The sequence below is a fragment of the Pseudomonas sp. EB271-G4-1 genome (assembly GCF_058791355.1).
The window spans coordinates 35,130-55,110 of sequence record NZ_JBYTEO010000047.1 but is presented as its reverse complement, the minus strand read 5'-3'; the positions used below and the strand labels follow the sequence as shown (position 1 = coordinate 55,110).

14 protein-coding genes and 1 pseudogene are annotated in these 19,981 nt (G+C 56.4%); 6 read left to right on the top strand and 9 right to left on the bottom strand.

Annotated elements, in window-relative coordinates:
- Positions 1–31: 31 nt before the first annotated feature.
- From AC3WWR_RS21750 to AC3WWR_RS21715, 8 genes and pseudogenes are all read right to left on the bottom strand, one after another.
- Positions 32–1,525, bottom strand: a complete 1,494-nt coding sequence (locus tag AC3WWR_RS21750) for a hypothetical protein (RefSeq protein ID WP_492599053.1) — start codon at positions 1,523–1,525, stop codon at positions 32–34.
- Positions 1,522–3,045 (bottom strand): site-specific integrase, encoded by a 1,524-nt coding sequence (locus AC3WWR_RS21745; protein WP_151142547.1) that lies wholly within the window; start codon positions 3,043–3,045, stop codon positions 1,522–1,524. The genes AC3WWR_RS21750 and AC3WWR_RS21745 overlap by 4 nt, the downstream gene beginning before the upstream one ends.
- Positions 3,032–4,243: a tyrosine-type recombinase/integrase gene (locus AC3WWR_RS21740; protein ID WP_191994406.1), complete on the bottom strand. Its 1,212-nt coding sequence runs from the start codon at positions 4,241–4,243 to the stop codon at positions 3,032–3,034. The genes AC3WWR_RS21745 and AC3WWR_RS21740 overlap by 14 nt, the downstream gene beginning before the upstream one ends.
- Positions 4,244–4,746: 503 nt before the next feature.
- Positions 4,747–4,977, bottom strand: a pseudogene (locus AC3WWR_RS21735) (NAD(P)/FAD-dependent oxidoreductase); the annotation flags it as partial.
- Positions 4,978–5,117: 140 nt separating this feature from the next.
- Entirely contained in the window at positions 5,118–6,482 is a 1,365-nt protein-coding gene (locus tag AC3WWR_RS21730; protein ID WP_020799560.1) for a glutamine synthetase family protein, read from the bottom strand.
- Positions 6,483–6,884: 402 nt separating this feature from the next.
- Positions 6,885–8,237 carry a chromate efflux transporter gene (gene chrA, locus AC3WWR_RS21725; RefSeq protein ID WP_168758292.1) on the bottom strand — a complete coding sequence of 451 codons (1,353 nt, stop codon included), beginning with the start codon at positions 8,235–8,237 and terminating at the stop codon, positions 6,885–6,887.
- A gap of 78 nt (positions 8,238–8,315) precedes the next feature.
- Positions 8,316–9,215 carry a bestrophin family protein gene (locus tag AC3WWR_RS21720; protein WP_083349253.1) on the bottom strand — a complete coding sequence of 300 codons (900 nt, stop codon included), beginning with the start codon at positions 9,213–9,215 and terminating at the stop codon, positions 8,316–8,318.
- A 185-nt stretch (positions 9,216–9,400) separates the two neighbouring features.
- Positions 9,401–10,252 (bottom strand): CAP domain-containing protein, encoded by an 852-nt coding sequence (locus AC3WWR_RS21715; protein WP_432668257.1) that lies wholly within the window; start codon positions 10,250–10,252, stop codon positions 9,401–9,403.
- Positions 10,253–10,396: 144 nt separating this feature from the next.
- Between AC3WWR_RS21715 and AC3WWR_RS21710 the strand changes: the two genes are divergently transcribed.
- The 5 genes from AC3WWR_RS21710 (at position 10,397) to AC3WWR_RS21690 (ending at position 14,766) form a co-directional block, all read left to right on the top strand.
- Positions 10,397–11,017: a cell wall hydrolase gene (locus AC3WWR_RS21710; RefSeq protein WP_492599052.1), complete on the top strand. Its 621-nt coding sequence runs from the start codon at positions 10,397–10,399 to the stop codon at positions 11,015–11,017.
- 185 nt (positions 11,018–11,202) lie between these two features.
- A complete protein-coding gene (locus tag AC3WWR_RS21705; protein ID WP_492599051.1) occupies positions 11,203–12,165 on the top strand; it encodes an NAD-dependent epimerase/dehydratase family protein in 963 nt (320 codons plus the stop codon).
- A 46-nt stretch (positions 12,166–12,211) separates the two neighbouring features.
- Positions 12,212–12,952, top strand: coding sequence for a glycosyltransferase family 2 protein (locus AC3WWR_RS21700; protein ID WP_020799552.1), 741 nt, complete (start codon positions 12,212–12,214; stop codon positions 12,950–12,952).
- Complete coding sequence (locus AC3WWR_RS21695; RefSeq protein WP_020799551.1) at positions 12,949–13,227, top strand: lipid-A-disaccharide synthase N-terminal domain-containing protein; 279 nt, start codon at positions 12,949–12,951, stop codon at positions 13,225–13,227. Before AC3WWR_RS21700 ends, AC3WWR_RS21695 begins: the two co-directional genes overlap by 4 nt.
- A 3-nt stretch (positions 13,228–13,230) precedes the next feature.
- A complete protein-coding gene (locus AC3WWR_RS21690; protein ID WP_492599050.1) occupies positions 13,231–14,766 on the top strand; it encodes an ArnT family glycosyltransferase in 1,536 nt (511 codons plus the stop codon).
- Positions 14,767–15,347: 581 nt separating this feature from the next.
- Here the strand turns inward: AC3WWR_RS21690 and AC3WWR_RS21685 are convergent.
- Positions 15,348–18,836, bottom strand: a complete 3,489-nt coding sequence (locus AC3WWR_RS21685) for a hypothetical protein (protein WP_083349248.1) — start codon at positions 18,834–18,836, stop codon at positions 15,348–15,350.
- Positions 18,837–19,038: 202 nt separating this feature from the next.
- Between AC3WWR_RS21685 and AC3WWR_RS21680 the strand changes: the two genes are divergently transcribed.
- Positions 19,039–19,971, top strand: coding sequence for a GlxA family transcriptional regulator (locus AC3WWR_RS21680; protein ID WP_432668255.1), 933 nt, complete (start codon positions 19,039–19,041; stop codon positions 19,969–19,971).
- The last annotated feature ends 10 nt before the right edge of the window (positions 19,972–19,981 follow it).

Below are 19,981 nucleotides of genomic sequence, written 5' to 3'. Positions count from 1 at the left end.
ATGAGCGGTCACGCGTTAGCGAAAGGGTCGGTCACGATGTACCGAAACGGGCGGTCACGATGGGCCGAAATACGCAGTTTTGTTCCACGGAGCTCCTGCCAGACCATATAGCAATTAAGCGTTGATCTATGTGTTTGCTTTGCGCCAAGGTATTGAGTAAATGTCGCATTGCGTGAGTTCCTAATGAAAGATCCTCTCTGTTACGACCGCGGAAGAAAAGTCTGCCAAACCATTGCTGAAGTTTCGTAGTCGTAAAAAAACATGGTACGTTTTCACATTGCCAGTATGTTTTTGTGTAGGGAGTGCGAGAAGCATATGGATATACAAATAAACAATCTTCGTACTTAACCTGAGAGACACCGTCTATAAAAGGAAATGTGGGTGAAAGATTATTTGTTGCCCATTTATAAAGATTAGAGGCGCTTATGAAGCTTTCATCATCCAGTCGTATTTTAGTATCTCGGTAGTAAACTCCGCTTTTTGATTGAAATAACCTATTTAGTCCCGGCGGCATCATTGCGGCAGGTGGAGATTTTGGTCTGTTAAAATACAACGGCTGTGAGTAGTTATTGTCACTCCTTTTATAGCCAATTATTGCTAACGCCTCCTGAATGCTATATTCCTCCTTGCCTTTCAAATGTTCGAGGTCTTCAGGTATGTAAATGCTTTCATTTTTTCTGTACCACGCTGAAGCATTTCTTGCAGATTCACCAAATTCGTTAAGTTTTCGACATGCCTCCGTTACCACTTTCTCAAATTCGATACATGGCGCTCTTTTAACCGTCGATTTTCCATTCTTTGCCGGCCTAGGAAAACACAGTCCAAAACCATTAAGTGTAGTTATGCAATCGACATCTAACGTCAGTATTTCTGATCCTCTGGACGGTGCATAGTTCAACAGCGCAAACGCCGATGAAACTAATATTTCGAAGCCGTTCAGTGGAGATTTAAAAGATTCGGCGAGAACTTTACATGCCTCGAGATTCGGTAAAAAAGTTTTGGCTGAACGTTGAGGCCTTATGTGAGGGTTTTGAAGATATCTTATTTTTTCCGGGGATAGATTATATTTTTTTAACGTCTTGCCTATACACGCCAAGCCGGCTCCTAATCGATAGGTAAGCCCTGGTGATAAATCGGTTCTGTTTGAGGCTCTGGCAAAGTCTGAATTAACTAATTCCCAAGGTTTTTTGAATGATGGAAGCGTGTCAATGAGAAAATAAAACCCATTAGCGACGTCACGGCATTTTTTTTTGTTCTCGAGCGACCGTATCAGGTGAAATAGCTTGAGGGCGATGATCCAATCTTCATCAGCACAGACTTGTTCGAAGATAGGAGTCTTTTTTTCGAAAGTAGAAGGGAGGGCATGCGTAAAGTCACATGGGTCAGCTTTTAATAGCATCTTGTGGGGTAGCTTGTATTTTAATGACATACTAATATTGTTGTTTTTAATGAGCTGCTCTCTGAATTGGGGTATAAAAGTTTCTTTGAACCACTCAAAATTTAGTTGGGGATTTTCTTTGTTCATGATAGATGCTCCTGTTTAATGCTAAGTTTTGTAATCCACATATCGCATGCATCGATATATTCCATAACACTTGTTTTTATTTTAATGTCAGGTTGATTTTGGTGCTCTTGGATTAGATATTGTTTATATTCCCCAAATGGCGCATCTCGGAAAGGTTCAAATTTTGAACAAAGCAAGCATGCAACTGGTGCATGATCCGTACAATTTTTCATACTGCCACAAACTCCTATTGGTTTAGCTTGAGCAATTCCGTAATGGCGCTGTATTGAGTCGGGCATTTCCATAATTGCCCGTTCATATCCCCCCTCATAAGGGCTGCCAAGAAATAAATTCGCGATAGATGCGAGTGCGGAGCCTAACTCCTCTTTGATTCTGGCCTGAGATTCTGGAATGGAGTCAATGTATGAACTGGCTGACGAAGGATCGCTGTGTAATCCTAAAAACATCAACTCATGTATACTTGCTCCATGGACAGCGGCACGCGTGAGTAGTGTATGTTTGAATCTAATGAAGTTTAAGTTTATTTTTCCGTCGGATACTCTGTCGCTCCTAATGCCAAGATCGTAAACAACATCTTTCAATCTTGTCAGTATTACAGAAGCATTGCATGGTATATCAGGTAGTTCTTTAATTTTTTCTTCGGGAATCACAAGTCCAGCAACACCCACGGATTTGTGAATTAAGTAAGTTCTATTTCTGCTGCGGCAGATGGGCATCATATAATTGATAAGTGTGTTTACTAAGGGTGGGAGTCTTATATTTCTATAAATAGATTTGCTTTTGAGTTTTTGTTTGATGATCTCGATTCTCAATATCCAGTTCTTTTGGGTTTGACTGTAGGTCAGGTCGTCTAACTTAATCTTGAGAATTTGACTTTGCCTATATCCCAGTACTAAGGCAAGAAAGAAAATCGCTAGATGCTCAAGTTGGAGCATGCCCTTTTCATAACCACTGCAGATCGCAAATGTGACATCTCTAACTTCAAGCTCAGTCAGTGCGCCATTAGTTGGATCTGCTGCTCTAACAGTTCTTGATCTTTTGTAATTTGCGCTGCTGATCATATCAATTGCTAAATTGTACTCTTCGCTCCATAACACTCCATTCTCACCGTTACATGAAGATAAAAAACCTTTTAAGTTTTGGTTCTTATTTAGCCATTCTATGAAGATTGACCATAGTTCGTTATTTTCACTTATTTTTCGTATAAATTTGTTTTGTAGTGAGCTGAAATCTTCAAGCTTTCTACAAAGTTCGTTTAATTTGGTGCAGTAAGATTCAATAGACGAAAGGGAATAACTTTCTGCTATCCTAGAGCATAGTTCGTTGCGAAATGACTCTATAATTTCGAAATCCAGGTAATTTCGCATTGGCTCGAATTCGACATGTCCTTTTCTACGAAGAGACTCGTGTATAACAGTGAATGTAGACCCAACATTAATAGTGAGCTGAGTTTTCTGGTGGTAAACGGTTATTTCTTCGAAAGCTTCGCTTTTGTAATCATGTTTATTAGAGGTTTTCATGAGGATTATCCATAATTAGTTTAGTGTTTAATATCTTGTCTTCTGCAAACAGACGGTCGTTCCCGATTTTTTGGAATGCGTATCTGGCGTAGTGATCTGGCATCTTTGAACGCAAGCTCCACCCCATCTGAACTCGTAGAATACTTAGGGCGTTCGTAATAATTCTCTCTCTATCGCGTCCCGTGTATCCATCGGCCTTTTCATATTCTCGAAGTATAAAATTGCATGCCCAAGAATGCCGAAGACTGTGCGGATTTATTTTTCTTTTAGTTATGTTACTCAATAGATTGAATATTTTACCAACTGCATCATTAGATAACGGTGCACCAGATATTCCAATTATCAAAAAATTATGTTTTACGCATGATTTTATTTTGTCTCTTTCGATAATATATCTTTCGATAAGGGTCCATAAGGCGTCAGAGATTTTTAATTCTCTGTTCAATGTTTTTACGGTGGCAGGCGAAGATCTAGGGTCCGTGCGCAAATCTGAGTTTGACTCTATTTTTACTGTTACATATCCGTGCTTTTTTCGATCGAAGCAATCAGTGGTTATTCCAAGTAGTTCACTATTTCTGACTCCCAGTTCTCGTAGTAGATGAAATAATACTAGGTCCCTATGCAATAAAAACTTAGATTTGCGATTAAGGTTGTGTTTAATGGCACGATCCATCATCGTGTAATCATCTTGTGTCCAAGGCTCTACACAATTATCATCACTAGAGTTACTGCTTCTAAGTTGTTTCTCAAGTCGATTTGAAAAATCAACAATTGCCGTTCCTTTCTCTGTCTTAGTGTCAACCAATAGTTCTTCGGCCAAAAACAGTAAGAAAGGTTTTGCGAGTCGACATCTTCTATCGTACGCTGAGTTACATACTTTTTTTTGATTGATGAAGCCTAATCCTGAAATTCTGCGTTCGTTATTGTTCTTGGATTCCATTAAGCAGTTACGTAATTTTGATAGCTCTCCGTTGGTAAGGAATTTTCCTTCTCTGAATCTTTTCACGTAGTTAATTTTTTTATATCTAAAAAACAGCATTACTATGCAGATGTCATAGCAATATGTGATTAATGATTTTGGCCTGACTTGTCTTTTTAGATTTATAAGCCAATAGTTAGCCCAAAACACTGGTTTGTTGTCGTCAAAGATTAGTGCTGTGGGTATTCCGTCAGTGGTTTTGAACTCACGGACTTTCATGCTGCTTTCCTCAATATGTATAATGAGGGACAGCATGATTTAGACAAATTTTTTTGTGGTTTAAGCTGGTTAAATTTGTCCAAAAAAAATAATGGGCTGACTGCAGTTTTTTTTTGCGGGATAAGTGAGCGAAAACTCACAAGGGGAGCGGGTGCATGAGGCATATCAACGATTTCCTTGATTATGAAACATCAAAGTCAACGCTGATCACCCGTACACGGCCGAATTATTGATGGCTGTAGTGTATCAAGCCGAACTAGCTGATGGACTAAGCAGGCCTTCGCTGGGTCTGCTACTGCGGCTAATTATGCACAAAACCTAGACTGATGCAACAGTATGTTCGTGAGTCGGATAATTAAAGCAGTAATCAACATGTTGTATATTCCTAATAATTGTTATGTTGACTATGCATTTTTTTATGTTTTGTTGACTCACTATCCCATTGGTGCTGTTGGAGGTGGTAAATACATCAATAGTCAACAAAACGCTCCTTCGTCGGATAATACCTGGCCACCGTTGCGCCCGGTGGCGCCCCAGCCGATCTTGTGGCTTTCGACGATGGCGACCTTCAGGCCTTTCTCCGCCAGTTCGACGGCCGTGGCGACGCCAGTGAATCCGCCGCCGATGATGACTACGTCGACGCGGTGCTGGCCTTGCAGGGTTGGGTAATCGGTTTCGTGATTGAGGGTGGCGGTGTAGTAGGAGTTGGTGCGTTGGGTCATGTTTTTGTCCAGGCGAAATGAGGTCGAGAGACAGCGCGATCCTTGTGGGAGCGAGCCTGCTCGCGAAGCGGCCGGCACATTCAGCACTTGTAGTGACTGACACACCGCTTTCGCGAGTAGGCTCGCTCCCACAGGGCGGGGCGGATGGCGGTTTACGCCTCAGTCAAGTACCAACGCCAATCCTGCTCACCCACTTCAGCCATGAACTGCCGATACTCCGCACGTTTGACCGCCAGGTACACTCCCAGAAATTCCTGCCCCAACGCATCCCGCGCCCACACCGAATTTTCCAGCGCCGTCAGTGATGTCAGCCAGTCGGTCGGCAGCAATTGCGTGGCCTGCGCGTAGCCGTTGCCTTGCACCGGTTCGCCGGGGTCGAGGTTCTCGCTGATGCCGCGATGGATGCCAGCCAGGATCGCCGCCGCTGCCAGGTACGGGTTGGCATCGGCACCGCAGATGCGATGTTCGATGTGACGGCTGTTGGCCGGGCCACCGGGCACCCGCAGGCTGACGGTGCGGTTGTCGACGCCCCAGGTCGGGGCCAGCGGCGCATAGCTGTTGGCCTGGAAGCGCCGGTAGGAGTTGGCATTGGGGCAGAACAGCAACAGCGAATCGAGCAGCGACGCCAGCATGCCGCCGATGGCGGTGCGAAGCAGCGGGGTGCCGGCCGGGTCCTCGGACGCGAACAGGTTGCGGCCTTCGGCATCGGCGATGCTGACGTGCATGTGCATGCCGGTGCCCGCCAGGTGATCGAAGGGTTTGGCCATGAACGTCGCCTGCATGCCGTGCTTGTGGGCCACGGCTTTGACCAGGCGTTTGTAACGCACCGCCTGATCCATCGCCTGCAAGGCATCGCCGTGTTCCAGGGTGATTTCCACCTGCCCCGGCGCGTATTCGGAAATCGCTGTGCGCGCCGGAATGCCATGGAGTTTGCACGCGGCATAGAGGTCGGCGAGAAATGGCTCGATCTGCTCCAGCTCACGCAGGCCGTAGACCTGGGTATGTCGCGGTCGACCGCCGTCAGCGTCCAGCGCCGGTTGCGGGCGACCATTGTGATCGCGCTTGGCGTCCAGCAAATAGAACTCCAGCTCGCACGCCATCACCGGGTGGTATCCCTCGGCTTGCAACCGATCGATGACCTTGATCAGCAGGTGACGTGGATCCGCGATGCTCGCCGGCATGCCTTCTTGCGGGTGCATGCTGACTTGCACCGCCGCGGTCGGAATCTGCCGCCACGGCAAACGCACCAGGCTGCCTTCGAGCGGGTAGGCACGGCAGTCGATGTCACCCACCTCCCAGACCAGTCCGGAGTTCTCGACGTCATCGCCTTGCAAGGTCAGGCCGAGGATGGTGCTGGGCAGCGGGCGACCGCTTTCATACACCGCCAGCAGTTCCTCGCGGTGCAACAGCTTGCCGCGCGGCACGCCGTTGGCATCGAGAATGAACAGCTCGATCATGTCGATATCGGGGTTGTTCGCCAAAAAGCGTTGGGCGTCTTCAAGGGCTGCGAATTTCATTGTTCATCACTCACGGTGGCGTCCCGCGGACGCACGGATTCAGGCCAGGGCGCGACGGCGGATAAAGATCCACGGCGCTCTGGCAGCGATAGCGAAAAAGTAAGGGGGCTCGACGCGTCGTGGACGCAATCAGGCGAGCAGGGTGCTATCCGGCGGGCGTGCGGAGTGACGCAGTTTGGAGCGGCGCAGGGCCATGGGCAGGTTGACGATGCGCTTCATGAGGCAATGCCGTCCACGACCCCTGCAGAGGGGGTCAGGAATGAGACATCCAGCAAGTGGTGCTCTGACGGTGCGGTGCTCATGACTCAGGTTTCCAGCAGGGGAAATCGTCGGTGGCGGATAACACGCTATCCGCAGTGACTGGATACTAGGGGTGAAAGCGCAACCTGTAAACGTCTGTTTTCAGCGCAGAAGGTGCACGGCCACCCCGATCAGCCCACAACCGGACAATACTTCGATGACCCCGCGCTTGAACTTCAGCAGGGCAATCGCGGCCGCAATGGCGATCAGCAGCGACGGCCAGTCCAGCCGATTGGCGAAGCCCTCAGGCCACAGCACATGATAAGCAAAGAAGCACGCCAGATTGACAATCACGCCAACCACCGCAGCGGTAATCGCGGTCAGCGGCGCGGTGAACTTGAGTTCGTTGTGCGTCGATTCCACCAGCGGGCCACCGGCGAGAATGAACAGGAACGAAGGCAGGAAGGTGAACCAGGTCACCAGCATGGCGGCGACGGCACCGGCGACGAAGGCCTGATCGGGACCGAACACCTGATGCACGTAGCCGCCGATGAAACCGACGAAGGCGACCACCATGATCAGTGGCCCGGGTGTGGTTTCGCCGAGCGCCAGGCCATCGATCATCTGCGTCGGCGTCAGCCATCCATAGTGGCCGACCGCGCCCTGGTAGACATACGGCAGCACCGCGTAGGCACCGCCGAAGGTCAGCAGCGCCGCCTTGGTGAAAAACCAGCCCATCTGGGTCAGCGTGCCTTCCCAGCCGAACAGGGTGGTGAGGGAGGCCATCGGCAGCGCCCACAACAGCGCGCCGATCAGGGCCAGGCGCAGCAGTTTCCAGCTGCTGAAACGGGCATGCTCGGGCGTGGGTGTGTCGTCGTCGATGACGGCGGCGCCGAAGGATTTTTGCGCGGCGCCGTGCCCGCCGGTACGGAATTTTTCGGGGGCCAGGCGCCCACCGAAATAACCGATGATTGCTGCCCCCAAAACGATCAAGGGAAACGGTACGTTGAGCGCGAAGATGGCCACGAATGACGCGGCGGCGATGCCCCACATCCAGGCGTTTTTCAAGGCCCGGGAGCCGATCCGATGCGCCGCCTGCAGCACAATGGCGGTCACCGCCGGCTTGATCCCGTAGAAAAGCCCGACCACCACCGGCACCTCACCGAAGGCGACATACACCCAGGACAAGGCTATCAGGAGGAACAGCGACGGCAGCACGAACAGCACGCCGGCAATCACGCCGCCCCAGGTCCGGTGCATCAGCCAGCCGATGTAGGTCGCCAATTGCTGGGCCTCGGGGCCGGGCAGCAACATGCAATAGTTGAGCGCATGCAGGAAGCGGCGCTCGGAGATCCAGCGCCGGCGTTCGACCAGTTCCTGGTGCATGATCGAGATCTGCCCGGCCGGCCCGCCGAAGCTTATGAAACCGAGCTTGAGCCAGAAACGGAACGCTTCTCGCAGACTGATTGCAGCGGGCTTCGCGGGTTGCTGTGCTTCGACGGGGGCAGGGCTCAAACGGCGATTCCTTTTGCAGGGACTCTCTGACACGCGACTTTAACCATGAGCACGCGGTTTGAATAGCCAGGCACTGCGTCAACTCAAAACGTAGTCCACCGGCATGAGCGGCGGCGGCAATGTCGTCTCACCCATGGCCGCCAGCACATCGCGCTCGATGGTGCGTACCAATGCGTCGATGGGCAGCTGGTTTTCATCGCGACCAAACGGGTCTTCCAATTCATCGGCAATCGCATCCAGGCCGAAGAACGTGTAGCTGACAATCGCGGTGAAGACCGGCGTCAGCCAGCCCAACGGTTCGGCCATGGCGAATGGCAGCAAGATGCAGAACAGGTAGATGGTGCGGTGCAGCAACAAGGTGTAGGGGAAGGGCAGCGGCGTGTTCTTGATCCGTTCACAGACCGCTTGGACCTGGGTCAGGCGGGTCAAGTGGTTGGCCATCAGCATGTGGCGCCACTCGTTGATCACGCCAGACTCGGCCAGCGTCGAGCATTGTTGGCCTGCCTGCATCAGGATTCGCCCACAGAGATCGCCTGCGTTGTCCACCGGCATCGGATCGAGCCAGGCCCCACTGGCCGCCTGTTCGTTCTCCTGGCGCAACCTGGCGTTGAGCGCGTGGGCGAAGCCACAGAGTTTGCGTAGCAGGCTGTTACGCTCGACTTCATCCTTGATGACCTGGGTTTCTCGCGCCATGGAGCGAATCTCCACCAGCATGTCGCCCCAGGCCTTGCGCGCTTCGTACCAGCGGTCATAACAGGCGTTGTTGCGAAAGCTCATGAAGATCGACAGCGACAGGCCCAGCAGGGTGAAGGGCGTCGCACTGACCTTGGAAAAATAGCTGGGGTGCGACATCTCGACGAGCACGATGACCGATGCGAGCAGCGTCACCATCAGGGCGCGCCAGGCGATGCGCTTGGCGATCGAGCCTTTGAGCGAAGTCAGGATGCCGATCAGGTTGGGTTTGGGTCTCACGATCATGGTTGTGCGCCTGGGCAAGGACAGTGATGGAGCTGGCATTTAATCGCCGGTCATGGGCATGACGCGGCGCAGGCTAGGAGCAACGAGTCCGTACGTCCAATCACTATGAGTGACTGGGTGATCGACGGAGTCTATGAAGGATTTTCAAGCGCGCAGCGATGGTGCGCCGCTGCGGCTGTCGTCATTCATTGCGCCCCGAACATCACCGTCCAGTAAATCCCCGCATCGCTCTTCGGATCAACCGCATACGCCGCGCCGAGGTCGCGGAACTGCGGGTTCATCAGGTTGGCGCAATGGCCGGGGCTGGCCAGCCAACCGTCGACCACCTTGCGTACGCTGTCCTGCCCGGCGGCGATATTCTCGCCGATCTGCTGGAAGTCGTAGCCCGCCAGCTCGGCGCGATCGCCTGGGGTACGGCCGTCGCGGTCCTTGTGATCGAAGTAATTGTTGTTGGCCATGCTGCGCGCCTGGGTTTCGGCGGCGCTCGCCAGGGTGGTGTTCCAGGCCAGCGGCGTGGTGGCGTTGAAGGTTTGTGCGCCACATTGGCGGGGGCGGCTGCGCGCGACGTTGAGTTCGGCGAGCAGTTTCTGCCCTTCGGCCTGCCAATCACCCAGGCGTGCGCTCAACAATGGCCGGGCCAGTACGATGCGCCACTCGCGGTCCTGGCGGCTGACGCCGACGTCGACGAACTGCGGGTCGAGCACGATCTGGCAAAAACTTTCCTGGATCGCCTTCATCGCCGAGGGCGCATCGCGCGGCCCGGTCAGGCTGATCGCCTGCACGTTTTTCATCGGATACCCTGCAGCGGCCATGGCCTGTTGCAGGTTGCCAACGCTGGCGGCGGACAGCACCAGCCGCGGGTCGGCCGACAGCGGCGGCAGTTCCGATGACACCTGGCCTGCGCAACGCTGCAACTGGGCGCGGTAGACGTTGATCGATTCGATCAGTTGCGACTCATCGCTCGCCTGCGCAGTGGCGGCAAACAGAAGTCCCAGTGAAAACCCGGCAAGGCGCAGGGTGGACGATAGGAAAGGCATGGAAATCCTCCTTGAGCTGACTGCGCCCATGATGCGCGAAGTGCCCCCCTTGAGCGCAATGCCTTTTTCCGGGTTGTTGCATCCTCCGCGCCATCATTTCACTACTACACTCAAGCGATACTGCCTACGGAGTAGTGTCCGATCATGCGCCACGCCTGGATTTCCACCTGCCTCGCCCTGACCCTGCTCGCTGTCCCGGCATTCGCCACTGACCAGGAACAAAAACAGAAAGTCGCCGAAGACAAGGCCCAGGTGCTCGAGCACAAGGCCGCAGAAAATAGCAGCCCCGCGGCAGTGCCCAAGGCTCAAGCCATTACCCAGCCTGAGGTCCAGGCCGTGGACCCGGCGGGCAAGGCGCCGCTGGATGACGCCATCACCTGTCTCGCCCGTTCGATCTACTGGGAGGCCAAGGGCAAGGACTCGGTCGACATGGAAGCGGTGGCCAACGTGGTCATGAATCGCCTCGGCCATGAAGGTTTTCCCGATACCGTGTGTGCTGTAGTCAAGCAGGGCTCGGAGACCAGGAGCTGCCAGTTTTCCTGGTGGTGCGATGGGCGCCCGGACTCCGTTCAGGAGGAGGTGCCTTACGCGATGGCCAAGGAAATCGCACGCAAGGCGCTGAACAAGCAATTGCCGGATCGCACCAAAGGCGCACTGTATTTCCATGATCGCACGGTGAAGCCGGACTGGGCCAAGGAGTACACCCATACGGCGGACATCGGATTGTTCAGGTTTTACAAACCCCAGGGCGGTGATGCGAAGTAATCATATTTACGTGAAAAACCCTTGAAATTTATCCAGGCCCGCGAAACTGCAATATTTCTGTTTTACAAGCTTCATGACGGAGCAACGCGTTAGAAATGTCATGAGTGGAAACAGAACATGAAGCAGGCGTGGTTTTTCAGCAGTCATTCGGCACCGCCAGGTGCGTCCTTTGCGGTTTGCGCCTCGTGACGGTACTTGTCACCGGCGCCGCCGGTTTCATCGGCTTTCATACAGCCAGGCGCTTGTGCCTGGACGGTCATGAAGCCGTCGGGATCGACAACCTCAACGACTATTATGACGTAGCGCTCAAGCAGGCACGGCTAAAGGCGCTTGAGTCGTTGCCGGGCTTTCGCTTCCGGAAAATGGACATCGTCGACAAGCCGGCATTGCTGGACTTGTTCGGCGAGTACCGATTCAGCGAAGTGGTGCACCTGGCCGCCCAGGCCGGCGTGCGTTATTCGCTGGACCAACCGGATGTGTACGCCCAATCGAACCTGGTGGGCTTCCTCAATGTGCTGGAAGCCTGTCGGCACCATCGCCCCGGGCACCTGATCTATGCCTCGAGCAGTTCGGTCTACGGCAGCAACTGCAAAATGCCTTTCAGCATCGAAGACGCGGTCGATCAACCGGTTTCGTTGTACGCGGCCACCAAGCGTGCCAATGAACTGCTCGCCCACAGTTACTGCCATCTGTACGGCCTCAAGGCCAGCGGTCTGCGCTTCTTCACGGTCTACGGACCCTGGGGCCGGCCCGACATGGCACCGTTCAAATTCGCCCAGGCGATCCTCAGCGGCCAGCCCATCGACGTCTACAACCAGGGCGAGATGGCGCGGGACTTCACCTACATCGATGACATCGTGGAAAGCATCGCTCGCCTGCGCACTCGACCGCCGGGCGAGGGGATCAATCGACTCTTCAACATCGGTCGCGGTGAACCGATGGCGCTGCTGGATTTTATCGAGTGCCTGGAGTCGGCATTGGGCACCGAAGCCCGGCGTCACTTCATGCCGATGCAGGACGGTGATGTGGTCAAGACCTGGGCCGATGTCTCGGCACTGCAAGCGTGGATCGACTTTCGCCCGCAGGTGTCGGTGGCAACCGGGGTCGGGGCCTTTGTGCAGTGGTATCGGCAGTTTTATCAGATCTGAATCGTTCGCCGCTGATAACGGTAAAACCATAGGGCGAGGGGACTCCATGAGCCAAGACATATTTGTGTCGGTACTGATTCCGGCAAAGAACGAAGCGAACAACCTCAAGCCACTGCTCGAGGAGGTGCGCGAGGCAATGGCAAACGAAGCGTATGAAATCATCGTGGTCGACGATGGCAGTACCGATGCCACCTTGCACGAGCTGCGGCAGATCAGGAACAGCGGTTTGAGCGCCTTGCGCATCCTCCATCATGAACGCTCGCTGGGGCAAAGCACCTCGCTCTACCACGCGGCACGGGAAGCGCGTGGGCAATGGCTGGCCACCCTCGACGGCGACGGCCAGAACGATCCAGCGGACATCCCCGGCATGTTGGCGCTGGTGCGCGGTGAGCAGGGCAGGGGCAATGTGCAGCTGGTGGCGGGTCACCGTACCAACCGCCGCGATACTGCGAGCAAGCGCTGGGCTTCGCGTTTCGCCAACGGTCTGCGCCGGCGCCTGCTCAAGGATGCCACGCCGGACACCGGCTGCGGCCTGAAGCTGATCGAGCGCGCGGCGTTCCTGCGCCTGCCGTATTTCGACCACATGCACCGATTCATTCCGGCATTGATCCAGCGCCACAACGGCCGAACGATCAATTACCCGGTCAACCATCGAGCGCGCACCGCAGGGGTGTCCAAGTACGGCAACCTCGACCGTGCCCTGGTGGGCATTCTTGACCTGGCCGGTGTCTGGTGGCTGATCAAGCGCACGCGGCTGAACACCCACGCCCAGGAGCTCGAAGGATGATCATGACCCGCGAAACCCTGTGGCTGGTGATTGGTTTTGCCGGACAGATCGCGTTTACCGGACGGTTCGTCCTGCAGTGGCTGTACAGCGAATACAAAAAGCGCAGCGTCATCCCGGTGAGCTTCTGGTACCTGAGTATTGTCGGCAGCACCTTGTTGTTTGCCTACGCCATCTACCGCCAGGACCCGGTGTTCATTGTCGGGCAGGCATTCGGCTCCATCGTGTACCTGCGCAACCTGCAATTGATTGCCAAAAACCGACAATCCAGGGAATAGACCATGCGCCGAAAACTCTCGCCCCGGGTCGAATGCCTGGTCCTGATGCTGCTCGCCTTGCTGTTGATCGGTGCCGGGCTGGGCTTGCGCCAGGCACAGAACGTCGATGAGGAGCGCTTCCTCGGTGTGGCCCTGGAGATGCTGCACAACGGCTCGTGGCTGATTCCGCATCGGGCCGGGGAGATCTACGGCGACAAGCCGCCGATCTTCATGTGGACGGTGGCATTCTTCATCTGGCTGACCGGCCTGCCCAACCTCGCCCTGTACATTCCCGGGCTGTTGTCGGCGACAACCGTCACGGCACTGGTCCATGACCTGGGTCGTCGGCTCTGGAGCCAGCGTATCGGTCGCATCGCTGCATTGTTGTACCTGGCGACCTACCAGACCCATAGCATCCTGCGCACCGGGCAAATCGACAGCTTCCTGATTCTGTTCACCACCCTGGGCCTTTACGGGCTGGCACGCCATCTACTGCTTGGACCCGCGTGGCGTTGGTTCTACGTCGGATGCGCGGCGATGGGCATCGGCGTGATCACCAAAGGCGTCGGTTTTCTGCCGGTGTTGCTGTTGATCCCCTATGCCTATGCGGTGCGTAAGGGCTGGCCGGGGGTGGTGGCGATGCCGGGCGAGTCGCGCAGATGGCTGCTTGGGTTTGTGTTCATGCTGGCTGCTATTGCGATCTGGCTGCTGCCCCTGGCCTTGTCCATCGCGCTCAATGGCAGCGCTGAGGAAATCGCCTATGCGCGGGAAATCCTCCTGCGCCAGACCGCCGGACGCTATGCCGCCGCCTGGCATCATCGGGAACCCTTCTGGTACTTCTTCACCAACGTCATTCCACAGTACTGGCTGCCACTGGTATTGGTGTTGCCGTGGCTGGTGCCGGCCTGGCGCCGCCAGCTGCAAAAGCGCGATGGCCGGGTGCTGGTGTTGCTCGGCTGGGTGGCGCTGGTGGTGCTGTTTTTCTGTATCAGCAGCGGCAAGCGCAAGTTGTATATCTACCCGGCATTGCCAGCGCTGGTCCTGGTGGCAGCGCCGCTGGTGCCCTGGTTGCTGCAGCGTTGGTTCAGGCAGCGCCCGCGCTTGCGACGAGTGTTCCCGGCATTGGTCGCGACCTGGTTCGTGCTGTGGTTCGCCCGGGGTTTCGTCGAACCGGTCAGGGATGGGGTCAATCCCAATCAAACGCTCATGGCCCAGGCCAACAGCATGACCCATGGCGCGAACCTGGTCCTTGTCAACTGGAGCGAAGGGCACTGGCTGTTCGCCCGGCAGCCGATCGTGCACTTCGGTATGCTCGACTCCACCGTCGAAAGAGCCGCGCAATGGCTGCGCGAACACTCGCATGACTACGCCCTGGTGCCGGACGACGTGCTGGAGCGCTGCTTCAAGCCTGCGGCTGCGCGGGAAGTGGGGGAGAACTCCCGGGCGCAATGGTCGATTGTCGGGGCGGATGCGGATAATGGGTTGTGTCATGCGCAAGCGTCATCGACGGTGTATCGGTTTTCGTGGGCTGATCCGCAGGTGCAAGTGTCCGTGCCCTAGCGAAGCTCATGCATATTTGGATTGATCGTTCCCACGCTCTGCGTGGGAATGCATCCTGTGACGCTCCGCGTCATTCTTGCGCACGGCTCACGTCATGTGTCGTCAACGGAACGCGGAGCGTCCCTGGCGGCATTCCCACGCAGAGCGTGGGAACGATCACAAGCAAAGCGAGGCGGCCTGACAGCCGACCTGATTTTGCGGGTGTACCCGACCCCCCGTAGGAGCCAGCGGTGTTGGGGGTAAATGCAAAAGTCAGGTCGGCTGTCAGGCCGCCTCGCTTTGGCTTTTGATCTGGGCGCCCCGTTAACCACGCTGGCAGAACGCAGGCATTGCGCAGTGGGTAAACCGGCAGGACGCCGGTTTAGCCGCGCTGGGCCATGGATGGCCCATCGCGGCGACCCACGGAGCAATGCCTTCGTTCTGGCATGCCGAGCCTAAGCGAGGCACCGAGTGGTGGGGCAAGAGCGCTTTGGTTACTTTCGCGCTTTTCGAAAGTGACTCGCCGTAAGGGCGAAACCCTAAGTGGCCGTTACCGCAGCAATGGATATACACCCCGTCCCCTACTTGTGAACAGCAACTGATCAAAACTTCGCATAGTTCAACGCATCGACAATCGCCGAACCGCCGATACCTGTCAGGGACAGCAGCAACGAACGGATCAATGGGTCTTCGGAGTAGCGCGAGAACGAACCGGTGTTGAGCGTTGCAACCCGTTCGCGAATCATCTTGAACTTGGCATAGCCCGGCGTCGATTCCGGTGTTTCCAGTAAATAGGCATCGATTCGTTGCAAGGCCACCGTGCGGGCCTTTTCCGCGGCTCGACGCAGGGTGAGCGCAGAGCCGAGCAGCAGCAACGCGGTCAGCAGGTAGGAAATCATCAGCCCTGGCGGTGTTGGCCAGTTGTCGAACAGGCTGCTGCGTGAGGCCAGCAGGATCAACAGCACCACGGTCGGTGCGTAGATCAGCCGATTGACCGCCGACGTACGCTTGGCGATCAGTTGCAGATCCACCCACTCGTCGATGCAGGGATGCTTGAGCATGCCGAAGATTTTCTTGTGTTCGGCCTGCAACGTCCCTGGCCAGATCGCATGGTGCTCGCTCAGATGACGGATGAAGCGCGTCAGCAACAGGTTGGCATCCATGACCCAGAACACCAGCACCTGGAACGTCAGCGTCGGAATCAGCCAGTTCAACATCCACCAGTCCGATGCACCGCGCACGGGCGTGCCTTCCATCGGCCAGATCACGAACAACACGCTGGTGACCACGACGTAGGCCCAGGTAGCGAGTAACGCCCGCAACAGACGGGCACCGAATGAACCACAGATGCAGTGCTCACCCCAGAAGCGCGCAATGACGATCATCTTGCGTCCGTCCGTGCAGCGGGCCTGGGCGGCCGCGCAGGACTTCGACCAGTCTTCGTTGGCACTCATCAGCGGGAAGAAAATCAGCAACAGCCAATGGCCAAGCTCATTGCACCAGCGGCGCAGGCTCCAGCCTTTGCCGCGGCGGATCAATCGCTGTACCTGGCCCCACAGGGTTGTCTGGTATTTGCGCATGTGCAGGCGCAGATGGAAGGCACTTTCGATCTCCGCGCGATTGATGCGCAGCTTGCGCCACCCCCAGGTCAACGCCGAGAGCGAGATCAGCACGGCCAGCAGGCGCAATGCTACGGTCGGCCAGGCGCTGATGCCTTCGAGCAAGAACATCGGCTCGCCCAGGCCGTTGTCGGTCAAGGTGCTGCGCATCTGGTACGCCAGCATCAACGCGAGAATGAACACCACCAGCGGGACCACGAAGTACCACGCCCAGGCATCGTATGAACCTGGGGTCACACTCGACGTCGCGTCCTGGGCCAGTGCCAATCGCCGCGTGGAGCGACGGAGCAGGTTCGACGACAGGATGCCCAGCAGCACCAGCACGAAGGTGAACCACAGGAATTCCGCATGCCAGTAGCGCGTGGCAATGAAGGCGCAGGCCGCCGCGACCATGAACAGCGTAATAGGTACGCCGCGCACCCACGCCAGGCGTGTGTCGTGTTCGTCCTGGGGGCCCTCGATGCGCCACCAGAGAATGAACGCAGCGATGCTCAGCAGGGTGAGTGTCAAAGGTCCGGCCCAAAAGAACGATTGGCTGTGTTTGAAACGCTCGCGCAGTGACTGGGAGGGCTCAGGGTAGGGCGGCGGCGAGGGATCTTGCAGGCAGCGCAACGCCATCAGATCGTGGGGCAGCACACCGCGCTCCGACTGGGCTTGGGTGGGCGCCTGGCAACTGGTCGGGCGTGAGGCGCCCAGTCGCGTGGCCAGGGGAATAAAGCCACTGATGCCCACTTCGTAGATGCCCGGCGAGAGCAGCTCCGATTTGGAATAGTCGAATTTCGCGCGCTTGGCATCAAAGGATTGCGGCGCCAAGGCCGCCAGTACTGAAATGAACACGGCACTTTGCAGGCTGTCGCGAAATGGCGGCACGTCCTGTTGCAGGGCGCGAGTCAGCGTCAGGCCATAGGGTGCGGCGAGGATCAGGTTGCGCGTGGTTTGCGCCTGGCCCCGCTGCAGCATGCGCGCGTCAAGGTCGGTGGAGAAGTACAGTTTGTAAGGCATTCGGCTCTTGAGGGCCTGCAGCACCAGCAGCTTGTCGTAGGCATCGACACCCAGGATACCGATGGCGCCGATGCCACTTTCGCCATCGCGTCGATAGGCCGCGTCTTCGCTGGCGATGTGGTCGGCGAGGCGTCGCAGATAATCGAGCTGGGAGTTGCCGTCGGATTTCTCCAGCGGGCTGAGGTCGATGGCGGATGCGCCACGGGCGTTTTTGCTGGCATCGTAGCTGGCGGTTTTATCGGTGCTCGCTGATTCTTCCGGCAGACGCCCGTCGAGCCCGCGCAAGTAACTGAAGCGCAAGATCCACTGGTCGACGGCACCCTTATGGTTTTCACCGTCGCCGAGTCGGGCGTCCCTGGCCACCTGCAGCTTGAAGCTTTCGATCAGGGCACGGCTGTAGAAACTGTCCCACTCGGAAATCAACGCGATGCGGTTGGCGCTGCGGCGAAGATTGCCGGTGCAGGGTGAGCCGATCCGGCTCAGTTTGCCTTCGCTGCAACGCACGCCGGCGGCCGGGTCGACGCGGCGCAGCTTCAGTTCTTCAAGTATCAGTTGGGTCATGGTGCCATCGTCACTGACGGTGCGCAGCAGCTTCATCGGCTCGCGGTTGGCCAGCGGCGGCGACAGCTTCTGGTAGCCACGATCCAGTGTCTCGTTGTCGGCCGTGGCCAGCGGCGAATAGATTTCGATGTTCGGCGAGGCCTTGCCGATGTCCTGGTCCTGGAACATGTCGCGCAGCACGGTCGAGGTCGAGGGGCCTATGACCTTCAAGACGGCATTGGCCGAGGGTTCGATGCAAGGTGCTGGCGTGCAGGCCATGGCGACTTTTTTTTTCAGGCTGTCACGAAGCGTTTCGAGCTGTTGCAGCGGCATCGAGCCGAGCGCGTCCTGTTTCAACCAGAACACGATCGTTCGGTCGGAGGGTGCGGGCTTGCCTTCAAGCGCCTGCGGTGGATCGAACGGATTGGACACGAACACTTCGTAGGGCGTATCGACGAAAGCGTTTTTCTGCGGTGCCTCGAGTGACAGGTTGGCGGCCAGCTTCAGGCAGTGGATGTACTGCTCCTGATCCGGCACCCGGTGGGAATTCTTGAACCCGGCCAGCAAGGCATAGCGAATGCGCCGGCGCCGTTCGACTTCATCGGCGTAGGGGCCACCCTCGACCAGCGCGACCATGATGTCGGGCGCCGATTGTCCTGCGCTCAGGGGCGAGAGGTCGGGGCTGCAAACGTTCTCGGCGTCCGGGTTCTTGCTGTCGGCAAGCTTCTTGCGATAACGCTCCACCGCGTCGAAAGGGTCCTGCCACAACCGGGCCTCGATGGGCAGTTGTGCCTGGAACTGGGCACCGATGGGGCGCGGCTCCAGGAAGGGTTCGCGGGTGAGGGCGAACATCGATACCACCAGACTCAGGATGACTGCACTGCCTGGCAACCAGAGGGCCAGATTTGTGCCCGAATCCTTGCTGTCCATGGCCTGTGCCTCTTGTTTGCGGCCAACTGTGTACTGTTATTTATAGACCCAATAAATGAAGGGGAATGGCCTGAATGAACGATTGCCTGACCGAATTGCCATCGATCGGCTATTCACCCGCACTACGGCGGCAGGTGTACAGTGCGGTGCTCTGGCTGAATAATCGGTCATGCCTCCTTTAAGGTCATTCTGGACGAACGCCATGCATCGCATCGGACTCATCGTTTACCCCGGTTTCCAGGTTCTGGGCCTGGCCATGTGTGCCACATTCGAACTGGCCAACAGTGCGGCCGATGAACCGGTGTACAGCATTGTCTTGGTATCCGAACACGGCGGCATGGTGCAAACCTCCGCAGGGTTCGCTGTGGAGACCAAGCCATTTGACCCGTGTTCGTTCGATACGCTGTTGGTCATGGGCGATAACTTGATTCGCCCGCCATCGAAAGGGCTGGTGGACTTTTTGCGCCATGCCAGCCAGGGCACCCGCCGCCTGGGTTCGATCTGCACCGGTGCCATTGCCCTGGCCGAAGCCGGTTTGCTCGATGGCCGGCGAGCAACCACCCACTGGTGTCATGCGGCGTCGTTGCAGCGGGCGTTTCCGAAGGTGAAGGTTGAGGAAGACCGGATTTTTATCAACGACGGAAATATCTGGACCGCCGCCGGCATGAGCGCGTGTGTCGATCTGGCGCTGGCCCTGGTGGAAATCGATCTGGGCGCGGAAGTCGCGCGCCGGGTCGCCCGGCAGTTGGTGGTGTATCACCGCCGGGCGGGCGGGCAGTCGCAGTTTTCGGTCATGCTGGAGTTGCAGCCCAGGACCGATCGCATCCAGGTAGCATTGACGTACGCCAAGCAGAACCTGAAGTCCGATTTGTCGGTTGAGGAACTGGCCAACGCCGCCAATCTCAGCCCGCGACAATTCAGCCGAGTGTTCAATGCCGAAACCGGGCAATCGCCGGCCAAGGCTATCGAAAGCCTGAGGGTGGAGGCCGCGCGGTTGATGATGGAAACCGGCCGGCACTCGATCGATGTGGTGGCAACCGAAACCGGCTTTGGTGACAGGGAGCGAATGCGCCGGGCTTTCCTGCGAGCTTTCGGGCAACCGCCCCAGGTGATTCAGCGGGCCAATCGAGGTTGATGACCTAAAA